Annotated in this window: 14 protein-coding genes and 3 tRNA genes; 4 read left to right on the top strand and 13 right to left on the bottom strand. The window is 38.4% G+C overall.

Features of this window, described 5'->3' with window-relative positions:
- Positions 1–29 precede the first annotated feature (29 nt).
- From CTY47_RS15335 to CTY47_RS15350, 4 genes are all read right to left on the bottom strand, one after another.
- A complete protein-coding gene (locus tag CTY47_RS15335) occupies positions 30–1,301 on the bottom strand; it encodes a phosphoglycerate kinase (protein WP_099465663.1) in 1,272 nt (423 codons plus the stop codon).
- A gap of 93 nt (positions 1,302–1,394) precedes the next feature.
- On the bottom strand, positions 1,395–1,859 hold the full coding sequence (locus tag CTY47_RS15340) for an alanyl-tRNA editing protein (protein ID WP_099465664.1): 465 nt from the start codon (positions 1,857–1,859) through the stop codon (positions 1,395–1,397).
- 1 nt (position 1,860) lies between these two features.
- Positions 1,861–2,868 (bottom strand): virulence protein RhuM/Fic/DOC family protein, encoded by a 1,008-nt coding sequence (rhuM, locus tag CTY47_RS15345; RefSeq protein WP_233202219.1) that lies wholly within the window; start codon positions 2,866–2,868, stop codon positions 1,861–1,863.
- A 65-nt stretch (positions 2,869–2,933) separates the two neighbouring features.
- Entirely contained in the window at positions 2,934–3,470 is a 537-nt protein-coding gene (locus tag CTY47_RS15350; RefSeq protein ID WP_099465666.1) for a GNAT family N-acetyltransferase, read from the bottom strand.
- 182 nt (positions 3,471–3,652) lie between these two features.
- Between CTY47_RS15350 and panB the strand changes: the two genes are divergently transcribed.
- Complete coding sequence (gene panB, locus CTY47_RS15355) at positions 3,653–4,480, top strand: 3-methyl-2-oxobutanoate hydroxymethyltransferase (RefSeq protein WP_099465795.1); 828 nt, start codon at positions 3,653–3,655, stop codon at positions 4,478–4,480.
- A gap of 4 nt (positions 4,481–4,484) precedes the next feature.
- Here panB and CTY47_RS15360 read toward each other — a convergent pair whose 3' ends face one another.
- Complete coding sequence (locus tag CTY47_RS15360) at positions 4,485–5,903, bottom strand: phosphatase PAP2 family protein (protein ID WP_099465667.1); 1,419 nt, start codon at positions 5,901–5,903, stop codon at positions 4,485–4,487.
- An 82-nt stretch (positions 5,904–5,985) separates the two neighbouring features.
- On the opposite strand from CTY47_RS15360, the gene CTY47_RS15365 reads away from it, so the two are divergent.
- Entirely contained in the window at positions 5,986–7,302 is a 1,317-nt protein-coding gene (locus CTY47_RS15365; RefSeq protein WP_099465796.1) for a cobyrinate a,c-diamide synthase, read from the top strand.
- Position 7,303: 1 nt separating this feature from the next.
- Positions 7,304–7,870 (top strand): cob(I)yrinic acid a,c-diamide adenosyltransferase, encoded by a 567-nt coding sequence (locus CTY47_RS15370; RefSeq protein WP_099465668.1) that lies wholly within the window; start codon positions 7,304–7,306, stop codon positions 7,868–7,870.
- Positions 7,871–7,873: 3 nt separating this feature from the next.
- Here the strand turns inward: CTY47_RS15370 and ybaK are convergent, their stop codons facing one another.
- Together ybaK and CTY47_RS15380 are read right to left on the bottom strand one after the other, a co-directional pair.
- Positions 7,874–8,371 (bottom strand): Cys-tRNA(Pro) deacylase, encoded by a 498-nt coding sequence (gene ybaK, locus CTY47_RS15375; RefSeq protein ID WP_099465669.1) that lies wholly within the window; start codon positions 8,369–8,371, stop codon positions 7,874–7,876.
- A 2-nt stretch (positions 8,372–8,373) separates the two neighbouring features.
- Positions 8,374–10,494, bottom strand: coding sequence for a Tex family protein (locus CTY47_RS15380; RefSeq protein WP_099465670.1), 2,121 nt, complete (start codon positions 10,492–10,494; stop codon positions 8,374–8,376).
- Between the two features lie 151 nt (positions 10,495–10,645).
- Between CTY47_RS15380 and CTY47_RS15385 the strand changes: the two genes are divergently transcribed.
- Complete coding sequence (locus tag CTY47_RS15385) at positions 10,646–12,157, top strand: PAS domain-containing sensor histidine kinase (RefSeq protein ID WP_394340723.1); 1,512 nt, start codon at positions 10,646–10,648, stop codon at positions 12,155–12,157.
- Here CTY47_RS15385 and CTY47_RS15390 read toward each other — a convergent pair.
- The 6 genes from CTY47_RS15390 to CTY47_RS15415 all read right to left on the bottom strand — a co-directional run bounded on the left by CTY47_RS15390 (position 12,154) and on the right by CTY47_RS15415 (position 17,193).
- A complete protein-coding gene (locus CTY47_RS15390) occupies positions 12,154–13,509 on the bottom strand; it encodes an ATP-binding cassette domain-containing protein (RefSeq protein WP_099465672.1) in 1,356 nt (451 codons plus the stop codon). The genes CTY47_RS15385 and CTY47_RS15390 overlap by 4 nt on opposite strands.
- A complete protein-coding gene (locus CTY47_RS15395; protein WP_099465673.1) occupies positions 13,506–14,420 on the bottom strand; it encodes an ABC transporter substrate-binding protein in 915 nt (304 codons plus the stop codon). The genes CTY47_RS15390 and CTY47_RS15395 overlap by 4 nt, the downstream gene beginning before the upstream one ends.
- Positions 14,421–14,502: 82 nt before the next feature.
- Positions 14,503–14,576, bottom strand: a tRNA-Arg gene (locus CTY47_RS15400).
- A gap of 34 nt (positions 14,577–14,610) precedes the next feature.
- A tRNA-Arg gene (locus CTY47_RS15405) sits at positions 14,611–14,687 on the bottom strand.
- 34 nt (positions 14,688–14,721) lie between these two features.
- Positions 14,722–14,798 (bottom strand) — tRNA-Arg (locus CTY47_RS15410).
- 76 nt (positions 14,799–14,874) lie between these two features.
- Complete coding sequence (locus CTY47_RS15415; RefSeq protein WP_099465674.1) at positions 14,875–17,193, bottom strand: patatin-like phospholipase family protein; 2,319 nt, start codon at positions 17,191–17,193, stop codon at positions 14,875–14,877.
- Positions 17,194–17,266: the final 73 nt, after the last annotated feature.

Raw genomic sequence — 17,266 nt, forward strand, 5'->3', positions numbered from 1 at the left:
TACCCTTATTTTATTTATATGAACTTTTCTTATTTATAAGATTCGCCCTTAACAGCAGCAATACCCGGAAGAACTTTACCTTCGATTGCTTCCAGCAAAGCACCACCACCTGTAGATACATAAGACACACCATCTACCAAACCGAACTTATTAACACATGCCACAGAATCGCCTCCGCCTACTAATGAGAAAGCACCATTCTTAGTAGCTTCTACGATAGCGTTACCTACTGCACGTGAACCGTCTGTGAAGTTTTCAAATTCGAACACGCCTGTAGGACCGTTCCAAAGGATTGTTTTAGACTTTTTGATAATATCGGCATAGATTTCTATCGTCTTAGGACCTATATCAAGGCCTTCCCAACCATCAGGAATTTCATTTACGTTCGCATAAGCAGTTTTAGCGTCGTTGCTAAATGAATCGGCTATTTTAGCATCAACGGCTAATACAAGATTTACACCCTTTTCTTTTGCTTTCTTTATCAGATCAAGAGCAAGATCCAACTTATCGTCTTCAACGATAGAATTACCAATCTTGCCACCTTGCGCTTTAGTGAAAGTATAAGTCATACCACCAGTGATGATCAGGTTATCTACCTTATTCAACAGGTTTTCGATGATTTCGATTTTTGAAGAAACCTTAGAACCACCCATGATAGCTGTAAACGGACGAGCAATATCGTTCATTACTTTTTCAACGGCTTTCACTTCTTTTTCCATCAAGTAACCGAACATCTTATTGTCTGTATCGAAATAGTCTGCAATCAATGCCGTAGAAGCATGCGCACGGTGGGCTGTACCGAATGCATCGTTTACATAGCAATCAGCATAAGACGCTAATCTCTTTGTGAATTCTTTCTGGCTTTCTTTAACGGCTTTCTTGGCAGCTTTCTTTTCTTCATCGGAAGCATCCTCAGCCAAACCTCTCGGTTTGCCTTCTTCTTCTGCGTAGAAACGAAGGTTTTCAAGCAACAATGCTTCGCCCGGTCTTAAAGCAGCAGCTTTAGCGCCGGCTTCTTCGCCAATACAGTCATTAGCAAACTGAACTTCTACACCTAATAAATCAGAAAGGTGTTTCAGAATATGTTTCAAAGAGTACTTGTCAGTAACGCCTTTTGGACGACCCAGGTGAGAACCGATAATTACACTACCACCATCAGCCAAGATCTTCTTTAAAGTAGGAAGAGCAGCACGCATACGAGTATCGTCTGTGATGTTGAAGTTTTCATCCAAAGGAACGTTGAAGTCAACTCTTACAAATGCCTTTTTTCCGGCAAAATTGAAATTGTCAATTGTTTGCATAACTATTGTATTTAAATTCTGTATTAAAATGTATCGTTTAACCGCGTGCAAACTTACACAAAAATATTTTATTTAGGTGTTACATTTATATAATTATTCGGTCAGTTTGAATCTCAATCTAAGCCGTCCTTCGGCATAATCGTAATTAAGCAATTTAAAATGGCCGATTTCGGATGTGTTGTTTACATGAGTCCCGATACAGGCGCAAGCATCATAATCTCCAACCCTTACAATACGTAGTGTTTCGCTTGCTTCCTCGGGTAATTTACTTAAATCTACAATTTTTCCGGCTTCTTCTCGAGACATATAGTCGATTGTTACGGGCAGATGTTGATCAATTACTATATTGACCTGTTGTTCTACTTCCGCCATCATCCCTGCAGACGGTTCTTCCGTAAGTTGATAATCGCATTTACTCTTTTTCCGCTCGATATGTGCATTCTTTGAGCGCGGACACCCAAACATACGCACCATTGTCTGATTTAAAATATGTTCAGCGGTGTGCATAGGGGGATATTCTTGCTTGTTGTGTTCGTTAAGTTGGATCTCTTGTTCCATATTAATTATTTTGATTGATTAAATTTACTACTACTTTTACCATAATGTCTTTTTCTTCTGTACGGCTTTCTGCAATCATTAAGGTGAGGGCGACTAATGTATTATCAACGATACGTTTTTTTCCGCCTGGATGATAGAGTATTCCGTTTTTTTCCATGAACCAAAGGAATAGCATAGCTGCAATTCGTTTATTACCGTCACTGAAAGAATGATTCTTTGTTACCAGATAAAGTAGCATGGCTGCCTTTTCTTCAATACTGGGATAAAGTTCTATGCCATCGAATGTCTGGTAAATGGTTGAAATCGAACTTTTGAATGATTGGTCTTTTTCATGTGCAAACAGTTCGCTTTCCCCGAATTTCCCTTTTAGGCTTCGAATGGCTTCCATTGCGTTTTCATATGTAGCATGAAATCTATCTCCTTTTGTCGTATCCTCGATGATGAGTTGCTGATAATCGTATTTATCTAAAGTATCGAGAGCATAGACATAATCGGTTACGACAGCTAATAAACCTTTGGACTGGTCGGATGTTAGTTGTTCTTGGTTTTTGAGCGTATTACCGAGGATGCGAACGATGTTTTTCAGCTCTTGATAATGTTCTAATTTTATCTTATGGTTGATGGCATAACCTTTAATAAGATAGTCTTTCAATATTTTGTTGGCCCAGATACGGAATTGGGTGCCACGTATCGAATTAACTCGATAACCGACCGATATTATCATATCTAAATTGTAAAAAGGAATATATCGGGTTACATTCCTTTTCCCCTCTGTACGAACTTGTGCAATTTTTGCACAGGTTGATTCTATCTCTAGTTCATGGCTTTTGTAAATGTTGTTTATATGACGCACAATAGATGTACGGTCTGTTTGGAATAACTCGCTCATTTGCGCTTGAGTCAACCAAACGGTATCTTTTTCCATTTTGACATCCAGCTTAATTTCTCCATCTTCCGTTTGAAAAATGATAATATCGTTTAAGGATGGGTTAAAATCAGCGGTGTGCATAGGGGGATATTCTTGCTTGTTGTGTTCGTTAAGTTGGATCTCTTGTTCCATAATTGTTTTCAAAATTATATTTCTCTCTCCAAAATACCATATATGTTTATATCTGCATATTCGCCGGAAGATAATAGTTCTCCATGACGGATGGTACCTTCCATTTTAAAACCAAGGCGTTGGGGGATTGCGTTACTAGGATGATTACCTACAGCACAGCATATCTGGACACGGTGCATATTTCGTTCGCGGATAGCCCACCGGCTAAGGTATTTTACACTTTGTGTCATTATTCCCTGTCCCTGATACTCAGGCAACAACCAATAGCCAATCTCTGTCCGGTGATTAACATTATCCGTATTTACAAAACCAATAAGACCGCAAAATTCGTTTCCCTTCTCTATCATAAATACGATATTTCTGTCTTGATATGGAACTGATAGAGTTGCATGCAGAAAAGCTGCTTCATCTTCAACCGTATGCAATTTAGGAACAAATGGTAACCATGTTTTCAGATAATCTCTATGCAGGTCTATTGCCTGCCAGATTGTTTTTGCATCTTCCAAAGTTGCTTCGCGGATTGAATAGTCTTCATTGATTTTTGCTTTCATATCTTATTCTCATATTATAAAAGCAAAGATATAAGGTTATTTTGTCCGGTAAAAATTATCCCGATCATTTTATAAAATCATCGGGATGATTTATAAAAGTGATACTGATGATTTTTCTTTATTTATATTTTGTAAAAGTATTATCCGTACCTTTGCCGACTGTAACACTAAAAGAAAAAATTATGTCAGTTGCAAAAAGGGACTTAGAGGATAATAGAAAGGTAACAACCCATCGCCTGATGGAAATGAAGCAGCGCGGAGAAAAAATCTCAATGCTGACAGCTTACGATTTTTCAATGGCTACACTGATAGATCAGGCAGGTATGGATGTAATTTTGGTGGGAGATTCTGCATCTAATGTAATGGCAGGTAACACAACGACCTTACCAATTACGCTGGATCAGATGATCTATCATGGTAAGTCTGTGATGAAAGCGGTTAAACGTGCTCTTGTAGTTGTAGACCTTCCGTTCGGGACCTATCAGGGGAACTCAAAAGAAGCATTGGCTTCTGCCATCCGCGTAATGAAAGAAACACATGCCGATTGCATCAAGCTGGAAGGTGGGTCCGAAGTGAAAGAGTCTATTGAACGTATTTTATGTGCCGGCATTCCTATTATGGGGCATTTGGGATTAACTCCTCAGTCCATTAATAAATTTGGTACTTATACTGTTCGTGCCCGTGAAGAGGCAGAAGCCCAGAAACTAATTGATGACGCTCATTTATTAGAAGAAGTAGGTTGTTTTGCTTTGGTATTAGAAAAAATACCGGCTGCATTAGCCGCTCGTGTAGCTTCCGAACTAACAATTCCGGTTATTGGCATTGGTGCAGGAAATGGAGTAGACGGGCAAGTCTTGGTAATGCATGACATGTTAGGTATAAATCAAGGTTTCTCGCCTCGTTTTTTACGTCGTTATGCAAACCTTGCCGAAGAAATAACCCGTGCCGTACAAGCATACATAGAGGATGTGAAGACACAGGATTTTCCAAACGAAAAAGAACAATATTAGACTTTTACCACAACATAACATTAACCGAAGCTCCTAAAGCCAGAGCGTTTAATGTTTTATGAGTTTCATATTGTACTGCTTCTCCTTTCAGGTTAGTCGAATAAGAAACAAACCGGGAAGGAGAACAGTTATAATCTATAAATACTCTCACACTAAGATTTTGCTTTACGATATATGTCAAAGAGGCACCTGTGCCATAACTGACACTAAAATTAGTTTTCACATTAGCTATTGCACGTTCTTTTTCTTCTCCGCTTTCACTTATATATAAAACTGAGATTGTATTGGACGGTACAAGGTTGCATCCCACTAATATTTTAGCTCCCGCCAGGAAGCGATCTGTCAGAGGATAAGAGACATAAGGGCCTACATGAATACTTGCAATATCAAGAGGGTCGGATTGTAATCTTTTTACACGCTTTGCTATTTCAACAGGAATAGACTTTGACAAAGGCGCTGTTAGAGACAATGGCATGCTAGTCGCTAAAAGACGTCCACCAATTCCCCAATACCGGTTCATGAACCACGCGCCCTCAAATCCGGCTGTACTTCCCGGAGATGCTTTTAAATTCACTGTCGGAGAAAGCGCAAACCGGGTGGGCATTAACGAAAATCCCATATACAGACCAAAAAAAGAAGGATTGCGTTTATAATCGAAATTTTCAAAGCTAAGGTTATTTCTGATAATTCCTTTCTCTTTGAAGATCAAATCGGCCAGATAATAACCAAGTTCTGTAGATAAAATGCCAATTCCGGCACCAACCATCACATCTGAAAGCCAATGCCTGTTATTCATCATTCGGGAAACAGCTGTAGCGGAAGCTATAGAATATGCGCCGACACTATACCATGGGCTTCGGGTAAGTCCGTATTCCTTGTGCAACATGGTAGCTGTCATAAAAGCCATAGCCGTATGGCCGGAAGGGAAAGAATTATTCTTAGAGCCGTCTGGCCGTTTTACATGGACACTGTATTTCAAAGCATTTACCGATATGCCCATTAAAGCAGCAGTAAAAGCATCAGATACTAACATTCTTCCCCAAGAACTTCTTCCTTTAACACCACCTATTTTAAGTCCAATCATAGCCACAGCTGGAACATATTGCAAATAATCGTCATAATGATTACTGAACGAAGGAATGTAAGAATTACGTAAGTCATGAAAATGATCATCTTCTCCTTTCACAATCAAACCGGAAACAATCAGAGGAACTCCTATATAAGTCATCTGAAAAGCTTTATTGGAAATGATTTTATCTGTTATTTGCTGAAAACGGTTAGGAGGAGAATATAATGATAAACGAACACGCGTTGAGTCATCCACATAGGTTCTTTCGTCTATTACATGTTGTGCTACACTTCTAGAACTTACAGTTAATAGCAATCCCACTAAACTTGCTGTTATAAGACCGTTATAATTCATATATTATAAATAACAATACAAAGGTAATATAAGGATGTTACTATAAAATGAATTTTGTCTATATTTGCTTAAAATGTACGATATGAAATATCATTTACTAATCGGAGGAGTTTCTTCAGGGAGTGGAAAGACTACTTTTACATTAGGATTATTACGGGCATTGAAGAAACGCCGTATGCAAGTACAACCTTTCAAATGCGGACCGGACTATATCGACACCCAGCACCATACAATGGCATCAGGACGCCCATCTATAAATCTGGACTATTTTATGATGTCCGAAAAACACATGCAAGAACTATATAGCCGGTATACATCTGATGCCGATATTGCAATAACCGAAGGAGTTATGGGACTGTTTGACGGTTTTGACGGTATGAAAGGAAGCAGTGCCGAAGTTGCACATTTATTGGATATTCCGGCTGTTTTAATTGTAAATGCTAAAAGTACAGCTTATTCTTCCGCAGCCCTTTTATACGGCTTCAAACACTTTTACAAAGGAGTCAGAGTGGTTGGTGCCGTCTTTAATTTTGTGTCGTCAGATACACATTACGAATATTTGAAGCGGGCTTGCAAGGATGTAGGAGTAGAAGCCTTGGGATATTTGCCTAAACAACCGGATATAAATATTCCCAGCAGGCATTTAGGGCTCTCGCTTGATAATGATTTCTGCTTTGAATCGTTTGCCGATCGAATAGCCGACATGGTAGAACAATATGTAAACATAGATCGTCTACTTGAGTTAACGCCATGCAATGTACTCTCTGAAATTAAAGAAAATATTGCACCAATAAATGAAAATTTCCGTATTGCTGTTGCTCAGGATGCAGCATTTAATTTTGCATACGAAGAAAACCTCCGGTTCTTGAACCGCATAGGGAGTATTTCCTATTTCAGTCCACTAAAAGATACATGTCTGCCGGAAGCCGACTTCGTTTATTTGCCGGGAGGATATCCGGAATTATATCTTGAAAAGCTCAGTAAGAATTATTCTATGCTGGCGTCAATAAAATCTTATGCTGAAAACGGAGGGAAGCTGCTTGCCGAGTGTGGGGGGATGATGTATCTCTGCAAACATATAGTAGGAATGGATGGAAAAAGCTATCCGATGGCCGACCTATTGCCACAAAAAGCAACAATGGAAAATATGAAACTAACTCTGGGTTATCGCACTTTACTGTATAATGGATATGAATTAAAAGGACACGAGTTTCATTATTCTCACACATTCCCACTGGCAGATACTTTACATTCGGTAGCAAAAGCTTATACGGCAAAAGGGAAGGAGGCAGATACTCCGTTATATCGTTATAAAAATGTATTGGCCGGTTATACTCACTTATATTGGGGAGATTCATCCCTAAATACTTGGTTTATTAATTATCTGAAAGAAAAATAAAATGAGAATTTATACAAGAGGAGGAGACAAAGGTCATACCGGCATTCATGGTGGAGAGCGGGTGGATAAAGATGACATACGGATAGAAGCCAATGGAACATTGGATGAATTGAACGCCCAGATAGGGATTGTCCGGACATTACTTCCAGGCGAACATGAATGGCAGGAATTGTTGGGAAGAATTCAAAGAGAAATGATGACAGTTATGTCTAATGTGGCAACTCCTTCCGCAATCCGGGTAAAGAATCCCAATAAAATATCAGAAGACCTAGTCCTTTTTTGTGAAAAACAGATAGATATGTTGTCAGAAAAAATGGGAGAGAACAGCTATTTCGTATTGCCGGGAGGTACTTCTGTATCCGCACATTTGCATTTGGCCCGTACAATTGTACGTAGAGCCGAACGCCGTTTATGTACATTGAATCGTAAAGATCCGGTTCCACCTCTTATCATGCAGTTCGTAAATCGCTTATCCGATTTGTTTTTCGCTATGGCACGGTATGACATATTCTGTCAGGGTGGGACAGAAGAACGTTGGCACTCGTTTCTTTATAAACGAGGCCGGTAAAAGCTATTCTTCTTCCGACACAGCAATCAGATCAGCAACTGTAGCCTGGGTTTCCTTGATCAGATCGGTAGGGGAGATTTGTATTTGCAGTCCGCGTTGCCCGGCACTTACATATATTTTATCAAATTGTGGAGCCGTACAATGGATGTAGGTTGGAAAATGTTTTTTCATACCAACAGGAGAACAGCCGCCGCGAATATAACCGGTTAAGGGTAGTAATTCTTTCATAGGAATCATCTCACACTTTTTATTGCCGGATACTTTTGCTGCTTTTTTCAAATCAACTTCATGATCTCCGGGAATAACACATACAAAATAGCCACTTTTATCACCATGCAAAACTAACGTTTTGAATACTTGTTCAATGTCTTCACCCAGTTGTTCTGCTACATGAATAGCACTCAAATCATTCTCGTCTACCTCATACGGTACTAACTGATAAGCAATTTTTGCCTTGTCAAGCAGCCGCGCTACGTTGGTTTTATTTATCTTCTCTTTCATAATCACAAGCTTTTCATAGACAATTGGACACGTTTACGAATTAAATCCACACTAAGTACTTTTACTTTTACATGTTGATGAATGGATACGATTTGTGTAGGATCACTAACATATCTATCAGCTAACTCCGAGATATGGACTAAGCCGTTTTCCTTAATACCAATATCTACGAAACATCCGAAATTTGTAATATTAGTAACAATACCCGGTAATATTTGCCCTTCTTTCAAATCTTCTATTGTTTTAACATCCGGATCAAAAGCAAAAACCTGGATGGTCTGACGAGGGTCCCGCCCCGGTTTATCCAGTTCTTCCATAATATCCAGTAATGTAGGCATACCAACTTTATCAGAAACGTATTTATCTAATTTCAATTTATTCTTTATCTCCTTGTTCGAAATAAGTTCCGCTACAGAACATTGTAAATCTTTTGCCATTTGCTCTACAATGGGGTAACTTTCCGGATGTACGGCCGAATTGTCCAATGGGTTTCGGCCACCTTGTATACGAAGGAATCCGGCACTTTGTTCAAATGCTTTATCTCCCATACGGGGAACTTTTAAAAGCTCTTTGCGAGAAGTAAAAGGGCCGTGTTCAGCTCTATAGTTTACAATATTTTGTGCTAATGTTGGTCCTAATCCAGATACGTATGTCAGTAAATGTTTGCTGGCTGTATTTACATTTACGCCAACCAGGTTTACACAACTCTCTACAGTCTGATCAAGACTTTTCTTTAATGCGCTTTGTTCCACATCGTGCTGATATTGCCCTACACCAATGCTTTTCGGATCAATCTTTACCAACTCGGCTAAAGGGTCCATCAATCGGCGTCCTATACTGACAGCACCACGCACCGTAACATCGTATTCTGGAAATTCTTCACGTGCAGTTTTTGATGCGGAATAGATAGATGCACCGTTTTCGCTTACTACAAATACCTGAACCTTTCGTTCATAACGAATATTCGTAATAAACTGCTCTGTCTCACGGCTGGCAGTTCCATTACCAATCGCTATTGCATCAATAGCATATGTTGTTACTAATTGAGCCACTTTGGATGCAGCTTTGTTCTTTTCATTCTGTGGCGGATGCGGATAAATAGCTTCATTATGTAACAAATTGCCTTGTGCATCCAGACAAACCAACTTACAACCGGTACGATATCCAGGGTCAATACCTAATACGCGCTTCTGGCCTAAAGGAGGAGCCAAAAGTAATTGGCGCAAGTTTTCTGCAAATACACGAATAGCCTCTTCATCCGCTTTAGCTTTACTTAAATTGGCAAACTCAGTTTCTATGGAAGGTTTAAGCAATCGTTTAAAAGAATCATCTATGGCTTCAGCCACCTGGTCAGAAGTATCATTACGCCCTTTCACAAAACGTCTTTTTAATCTATCCAGACAAGAATCTGTATCCGGTGATATGCTTATGCGGAGTATTCCTTCTGCTTCTCCGCGGCGTAAGGCCAACAACCGATGGGAGGAACAACGGCTCAAAGGTTCGCTAAATTCAAAATAGTCTTGATATTTAGTGCCTTCTTCTTCCTTACCTTTTACTACCTTTGAAGAAATAACAGCTGTATGACTAAATGAATTTCGCACTGTATTACGAGCATCCTCGTTTTCATTTACCCATTCGGCTATAATATCGCGCGCACCTTGTAAAGCATCCTCTACACTCTTAATTTCATTTTTCACAAAGTCTTTAACGCGATCAAAAAGCCGGCTTTCGTTTTGCATCATTATTACTTTAGCCAAAGGCTCCAGGCCTTTTTTACGGGCTATTTCAGCCTTAGTAATACGTTTGGGTTTATAAGGGAGGTAGATATCTTCTATTTCCGTACTGTCCCAGGAGTCTTCAATACGTTTTTTTAAATCTGGTGAAAGTTTTCCTTGTTCTTCAATTGAATTTAAAATTGTCTCTTTTCGCTTTTTTATCTCTGTCAGTTTATCCAGCTGATCTTTGATATTACTGATTTGCACTTCATCTAAACCACCTGTCACCTCTTTTCGATATCGGCTGATGAAAGGAATTGTAGCTCCTTCTTCTATCAACTTTATTGTTCTTTCAACTTGTCCTGCTGGGATATTTAATAAACGCGAAATAAGCGCATGAAATAGCATAATTGTAATTTTATTTATGATTCACGTTACAAAGATAACAATTGCATTTTAATTCTGTTTTGCCGGATTAGTTCTTAACCTGAATATTTGTTCCTTTCACGTTCATTTATTAGATTTGCCAACCGATATACATTGATAAACAACGAATATCATCAAAAGCGTGAATAAAATAAACAACTCTTTAAAACAGTCTTACAAAGACCTCTCCAGCTTATTGTCTAACATAGTCAATACTGTTCCCATGTACTTGTTTGTGAAAGACACAGGAGATAATTTCCGTTACGTATATTCCAGTCCTATGATGAATATGCTGTACGGACGCTATCATGATGAAGTCGAAGGTAAAACAGATTTTGATTTATTTATTGATCCTGTAACCGCACAAGCATTTCGTGATAAAGATATGGAAATTGTAAGTACAGGGAGAATGCAGCATTTCGTAGAACAGATAATCGATCCCCAAGGACTCTTACGCTCCATAGATACTATCAAAACACTTGTTCCACGAGAAGGAAAACCTCCTTATCTATTGGGTATATCGTGGGATATTACAAAACAAAGTCAAACCGAGGACGAATTGCATCGATATAATAAACGGCTGGCTATGTCTTGTCAGGCAGGGCGAATATATCCGTGGGTATGGGATATGATTAATAACACGGCAGAGATTTCAATAGTGGACAACGGGCAAATCAAGCAGATTTCTATTACCCATGAAAGTTTTACTGATAAAATTCACCCTGACGACCAACAGATGTATCATGATCAAACAATCGATTTTATTTCAGGAAAACAAGATACGCTTCGTTTTAGTTTCCGATGCAATTTCTTTACGGAAGATGAATATGTATGGTATGAAAAAGTAGGAGAAGTTTATGAATACGACCAAGATAAACGCCCTTATAAATCAATTGGCATACTTCGGGACATCACAGCAGACAAACGTCATGAAGAAGACATGAGAGCTAAACAGTTGGCAGAAGAGAGCGATCGTATGAAATCTGCCTTCATTGCCAATATGAGTCATGAAATACGTACACCCCTGAATGCCATTGTTGGTTTTTCCACATTAATGGCTCAGACAGAGAATCCTCAAGAAAAGCAGGAATATCTGAAAATTATAGAGTCTAGCAATGAGTTTCTGTTACAGTTGATAGGGGATATATTGGATATTTCTAAGATTGAATCAGGAAAATTGGAATTTATTTATTCATCTTTCTCTTTAAATGAATTATTTGCTACACAAGAATACACTTTCAAGATGCGTATCGATCCTAATGTAAAAGTCATATTCGAAAATACGGGTTCCAATTACAGCATTATTTCAGAAAAGACACGATTAACGCAGGTATTAAGTAATTTCCTCTCCAATGCAATCAAGTTTACAACGGAAGGATCTATCCGTTTTGGTTATAAAGTAATTGAAAAAGGTATTTATGTGTACGTAACAGATACAGGCATAGGAATACCTGAAGAAAAACGGAATACCATATTTGAACGTTTTGTGAAATTAAATAATTTCAAACAAGGTACAGGATTAGGACTTTCTATCTGTAAAACCATAATTCACATATTAAATGGAAAAATAGGGGTTGAATCTGAAGAAGGAAAAGGTTCAACATTTTGGTTTACAATTCCTTGCCTTCCGATTAAGAGCAATTAGTTCAAGCAGATGATTTGATCAGCCAGACGTCTTAATTCATCAACATTATGTGATGTAAATATAATGATTTGCCCACTCTTTCTCTGCCTGGACTTTATATATTCAATAATACTGTTACGTACGGCTTCATCTAACCCTTTAAAAGGTTCATCCATAAGAATTAAAGGAGATCGATACAGTAATGCCCTGGCTATGGCAACCCGTTGTTGCTGACCGTAACTAAGTGATCTTGGATAGACTGAAGCTATTACATCATTTAATTGCATTTCTTTCAGAATTTCTTTTATTTGTTGCAGTACTTGACTTTGAGGTATCAAACGGGCAAGAGGCAAAGCAATATTTTCTGAAACAGTAAGCCACGGTAAAAGTTCCGGTTCCTGAAAGACAGATGCTATACCATAATTAAGATTCGCTGTTATTTTACCACGAACCGGTATTAATGTTCCGTTTACCAAATTCAGCAATGTTGTTTTTCCTGCTCCTGACGGCGCGGATATACCATAAATCTTTCCCGGTTCAAATGTATAAGAAAAAGAGTGAAAACCATATTTATATCCTACTTCAGACACCAAGATAGGGAAAAGATTATATTCTTCACTTTTTACAGATGAAGAGAAGCGAATATTTATTTTTCTGACAGAAAGCCAATTGATTCCTTTGTCAAAAAGAAAACTGACAAGAATAGCAACAATTGTCCACGCCATTAACTCGGGAACAGCAATAAAACTTTGTGCACGTTTCATTTCACTACCAATACCGAATGTGCATTGAGAAAGTACTTCCCCCATAATAATAGCCCGCCACCCGAAACCAACAGCAGAAGCCAGCCCACTATAAAGAAATGGTTTCAGCTGCGGATAGATCACTTGTACCAAAGTATTATATCTCCCTATATGAAATAATGAAGCCATCACAGAAAATCCCGATTGCAAATTACGTATTCCTTTCGTCAGATTTTCTGTGAGTAAAGGAAACATAGTTAGAAAAGCGATCATTAGCGGAATACTCTCCGGATTTAAAAAGATAAGTGCAAGTAAAATAAAAGAGATAACAGGTACCGATTGCATAATGATCAGTAATGGGCGGAATAGTTCATATAATAACTCATATCGGGCAAACAAGCTAGCGCATACCGAAGCTACAGCCAACGATAATACCATACCGATTATTCCCCGGGCAATTGTAGCTCCTATAGAAAAATAAAATGTTTCTGCAGATAATAACTCAGTCAATGTATGTATTAACCGCGGAAGGGTAGGGATAAGCTCCGGTTGGTCCAATATATAGGCAAAGACTTCCCATCCGATCAACAATAGAAATATAGAAAATAATATAGTTATCTTTTTTTTCATTCTCTTTTTGATATAAAACTGCTATCTGGCAATCTACCACCTAAAGCTTTGGGTTCATATTGCTCTATTAAGCGAAGAAAAGAATCGATACTCTGTTGTGCTTCTTTTGCTGTTTGATAATGAATTTTACAACGTTCTATGCCTTCCGGAGTAAGCATTCCGGGAGCAAACACATGTCTTTCTTCCAATATTCTGATTGCCTCTACAGGGTGTTCCACTGCAAATTGACATGAAGCTCGTAATATACTGTCTAACTGTGAAGCATCTTCTGAAAGTAAAATATTGCAGACTATTGCAGTTTGAGGGAATTCCGGAGATAAGTCTTCAGGATTATTCAAATCTCCGATGATACGTAATGTTGTATCTTTTCGCAAAGCCATACTGACAAAAGGCTCACTCAAAACAACCATTTCAGCTTTGCCGGCCAGTAGAGCCTGCAATACTTCCGGTGCCGTACTGAATGAATAATTCATGGGATATGCCAACCTTTTACGATCTAAATAATAACGAGTCAAAATGTCAGGAGTTGTACCTGTACCAAACAAGTACAATTCATTCTTAGAAGAAGGAGAATTTTTACCTATTAAATAAAGTGTGCCCCATAAAGGACAGCCTAGTAAAGGATAACGAATTCCTTTATTATATAAATTAGCAGCACTTATCATAGGAAGTACCGCAATATCTGCTTCTCCCTTAATCAAAGATGCCTGTATAATATCAGGAGAATCAGCAATAGTAATAGACACTGCCTTTCCATTAACTACGGGTGGAAATTCTAAACATTGGGCAAAAGCAATTGCAGAAGGCCCTTTCAAAACAGAAACACGTATAACATCCTGTTCCTTTCCTTTTTCTGTTTTTTTACACCCGACAATGTATAGTAAAACTATAAACAGACAGAGATACTTCATAAACGAAAAGTTTACGGCAAAGGTAATAAATAGTAGAAAAAGAAAAAGTTCCAAGAGAATATCAATCTCTGGAACTTTTCTGTGACCGCGACAGGATTCAAACCTGTAACCGGCTGATCCGTAGTCAGCTACTCTATTCAGTTGAGCTACGCGGCCAATCTTTATATTTATGTTTAAACTTGATCCGAGATGGTGACCGCGACAGGATTCAAACCTGTAACCGGCTGATCCGTAGTCAGCTACTCTATTCAGTTGAGCTACGCGGCCAATCTTCTATTTATGTTTAAACTTGATCTTGAAATGGTGACCGCGACAGGATTCAAACCTGTAACCGGCTGATCCGTAGTCAGCTACTCTATTCAGTTGAGCTACGCGGCCATTATTTCTTGATTGCGAGTGCAAAGGTAGACTTTTCTTTTATATATACAAATATTTCATCCTGTTTTTTGTCTTCCTAGTCTAACATTTTAGGGTTAAATATTAAGTAACCGATGTTTAACCCAACATTGAAATTCTTACTTGGATAACTATATCCATTAGCATACAAGCTGATAGAAAGGAATGGTAATTGTAATACCAGAGCAGCTTCGCCCATATAATCAAACGAATGAAGAAATTTACCATAATAAGGTACACCTATATATGTATCATTTATGGGAATCACTCTTTTCTTGATTTCATACAAAGGAGCAAATCCATACATGTCTAATCTTAAATGAAGCAACTTGCTGAACTTAAGAATAGGAGAAACTCCCACAGCAACATACTGATTTGCCCGGAATGCTTCATTAAACACAATTTTACTGTGAGGAGTAGGAGTGAATGCCGGAGCTTGCAAAACAGAAGATGTGTAATTATTCATCAGGTTTTTACTGGAAATTACCATCTCTGCCAAATATCCCATATTAAAGAGATTATTTAAATGTTGATACCATAACCAACGGCCTTTCATTTGCAACCAACTATGAGTTGTCTGCTCGAAAGGCTCTTTTAATGACTTATTCGTAGACGGTTGATATTTCTCTATCCCTGTAACATATTGGGCAATGACAAACTGCTGACGTCCGCTAATGGGGAACTGTTTCGAATCCAATGAATTTTGCTCAATGCTTAAAGAACCACTGAATAAATCATACCTGCTACGATCAAATGATGCGTCAGGAAAAGCCACTTTCGACGTTTGCAGATAATAATCGTTCAATTGTCCGTAAGCAAAACCTATTTCAGCTTTAGCTTTCGTTAAAAAGGCAAAGCCCAGTTTAAGTTTCATATATAACTCTTTTTGTTTTATGAACGAAGGAACAACATCTTCATAAAACAAAGACTGGCTTTCCGAAAACCTTCTTTCCGAATATACACCTTGCCAGTTTACATAGGATGGAATACGTGACTGAAGATAGACACGTCCGTTCAACATTACTCCGCTAAAAGAATTACCTACCTGGAAATTTGTATTCACATCTGCGGCAAAACGCCCCAAATATTGATACCCAAGTCCTAAATATAACTGATTGGCCTGATGAGACGATACATTTCCGCCAAAACCGACAGAGACTTCTTCTTTCATCTTCACATCCAGATACAAGTCAAATTTCTTTTCTTTCCTGTTGTATACCGCATGAGGCATAATCTCTTTTATCTTTGAATAAGTGAGCATCTTAAAGTATGCGCGCTTGAATTCTTCCATCGAAAATTCACGATTAATGTCTCTATGCAACTGCGATTCTATATATTTACGCTGAGATTCCGAAACACCTGTAACATAGATGTTCTGGAAGATCAGGGGAGGAAGATTCTCTTTATATACCTTTCTGCGCATATTCAGACTATCCAGAGAGACTCTTCTCGGTACACGTTGTTTGATGGAATCAATTATAGACATAGTCCGTTTATATCCAATATCCATCAATTCTTTTGACTTTTGGAAATCTAGTAATGAGACATTGGGAAAATTAAACTTAATCATCATACCTTCATCTTCCGGCACATCATAATCTGTTTTTTGCATAATCATCGTTTCCAATTGACTATAAGCATTGCTGGACGGCTTATTATTCCCCCCCGCCACAACAGAGCCAAATATAAAATCAGGATGAAAAGCATCTTTCATAGGATTAACAGGGAAATTATCATAAATACCTCCGTCAAAAAGCGGTACACTATCTTTCCAGATAGGCTGAAAGAAGAAGGGAAATGTCATTGAAGCACGAACAGCATCCCCTAAATCTCCATTTTTAAATACAATAGCTTTTTTAGTATAAATATCGGATGCCACACACCGGAAAGGAACAAACAAATTATCGAAATTCCATCCGGCTTTTGCCGTTGCTTGCGAAAACAATGCCATAAAGGCCTGATTCATCTGGATTGGATTGATCAGGCTTTGCGGCAAAAAGCTGGCTTTAATCTGTAGAGAATCGGACATATCTATTGAAAAATGAGCAAACTCAGGAGTAGGATAGGGTTCTTTAAAGTAATAGATATATTTTTCTTCCACGGTCCCGCTTTGCCAATAGCTAAATTCCTTAGATAACATCAACTCTAACATTTCTTCGGGCGTATATCCCATAGCATAAAGACTCCCCACAATTGCGCCGGCCGATGTTCCGTTTATATAATCTATAGGTCCCCCTTTTTCTTCTAATGCTTTTATTACTCCCAAATGTGCGGCTCCCTGGGCTCCACCGCCACTAAGTACCAAACCTACTTTCTGAGCCGACAATGGGTGTATAAGTGTAAAAAAAAAGGCTATGAGGATTGTAATTTGCTTCATATTTATGCTTCAACTCTGTTTTATGGATTCAAATGTACAGGTTATTTTATGTAATACAAACAGAGGTTTGCAT

The organism is Parabacteroides provencensis (assembly GCF_900232875.1).
Lineage (GTDB): Bacteria > Bacteroidota > Bacteroidia > Bacteroidales > Tannerellaceae > Parabacteroides > Parabacteroides chinchillae.

Coding starts and splice junctions, on each gene's coding strand:
- CTY47_RS15350 (WP_099465666.1), bottom strand. CDS start 3,470: ATGAAAGCAAAAATCAATGAAGACTATTCAATCCGCGAAGCAACTTTG.
- CTY47_RS15370 (WP_099465668.1), top strand. CDS start 7,304: ATGAGAATTTATACAAGAGGAGGAGACAAAGGTCATACCGGCATTCAT.
- CTY47_RS15380 (WP_099465670.1), bottom strand. CDS start 10,494: ATGCTATTTCATGCGCTTATTTCGCGTTTATTAAATATCCCAGCAGGA.
- CTY47_RS15415 (WP_099465674.1), bottom strand. CDS start 17,193: ATGAAGCAAATTACAATCCTCATAGCCTTTTTTTTTACACTTATACAC.
- CTY47_RS15365 (WP_099465796.1), top strand. CDS start 5,986: ATGAAATATCATTTACTAATCGGAGGAGTTTCTTCAGGGAGTGGAAAG.
- CTY47_RS15340 (WP_099465664.1), bottom strand. CDS start 1,859: ATGGAACAAGAGATCCAACTTAACGAACACAACAAGCAAGAATATCCC.
- ybaK (WP_099465669.1), bottom strand. CDS start 8,371: ATGAAAGAGAAGATAAATAAAACCAACGTAGCGCGGCTGCTTGACAAG.
- CTY47_RS15390 (WP_099465672.1), bottom strand. CDS start 13,509: ATGAAAAAAAAGATAACTATATTATTTTCTATATTTCTATTGTTGATC.
- panB (WP_099465795.1), top strand. CDS start 3,653: ATGTCAGTTGCAAAAAGGGACTTAGAGGATAATAGAAAGGTAACAACC.
- rhuM (WP_233202219.1), bottom strand. CDS start 2,868: ATGCACACCGCTGATTTTAACCCATCCTTAAACGATATTATCATTTTT.
- CTY47_RS15335 (WP_099465663.1), bottom strand. CDS start 1,301: ATGCAAACAATTGACAATTTCAATTTTGCCGGAAAAAAGGCATTTGTA.
- CTY47_RS15395 (WP_099465673.1), bottom strand. CDS start 14,420: ATGAAGTATCTCTGTCTGTTTATAGTTTTACTATACATTGTCGGGTGT.
- CTY47_RS15360 (WP_099465667.1), bottom strand. CDS start 5,903: ATGAATTATAACGGTCTTATAACAGCAAGTTTAGTGGGATTGCTATTA.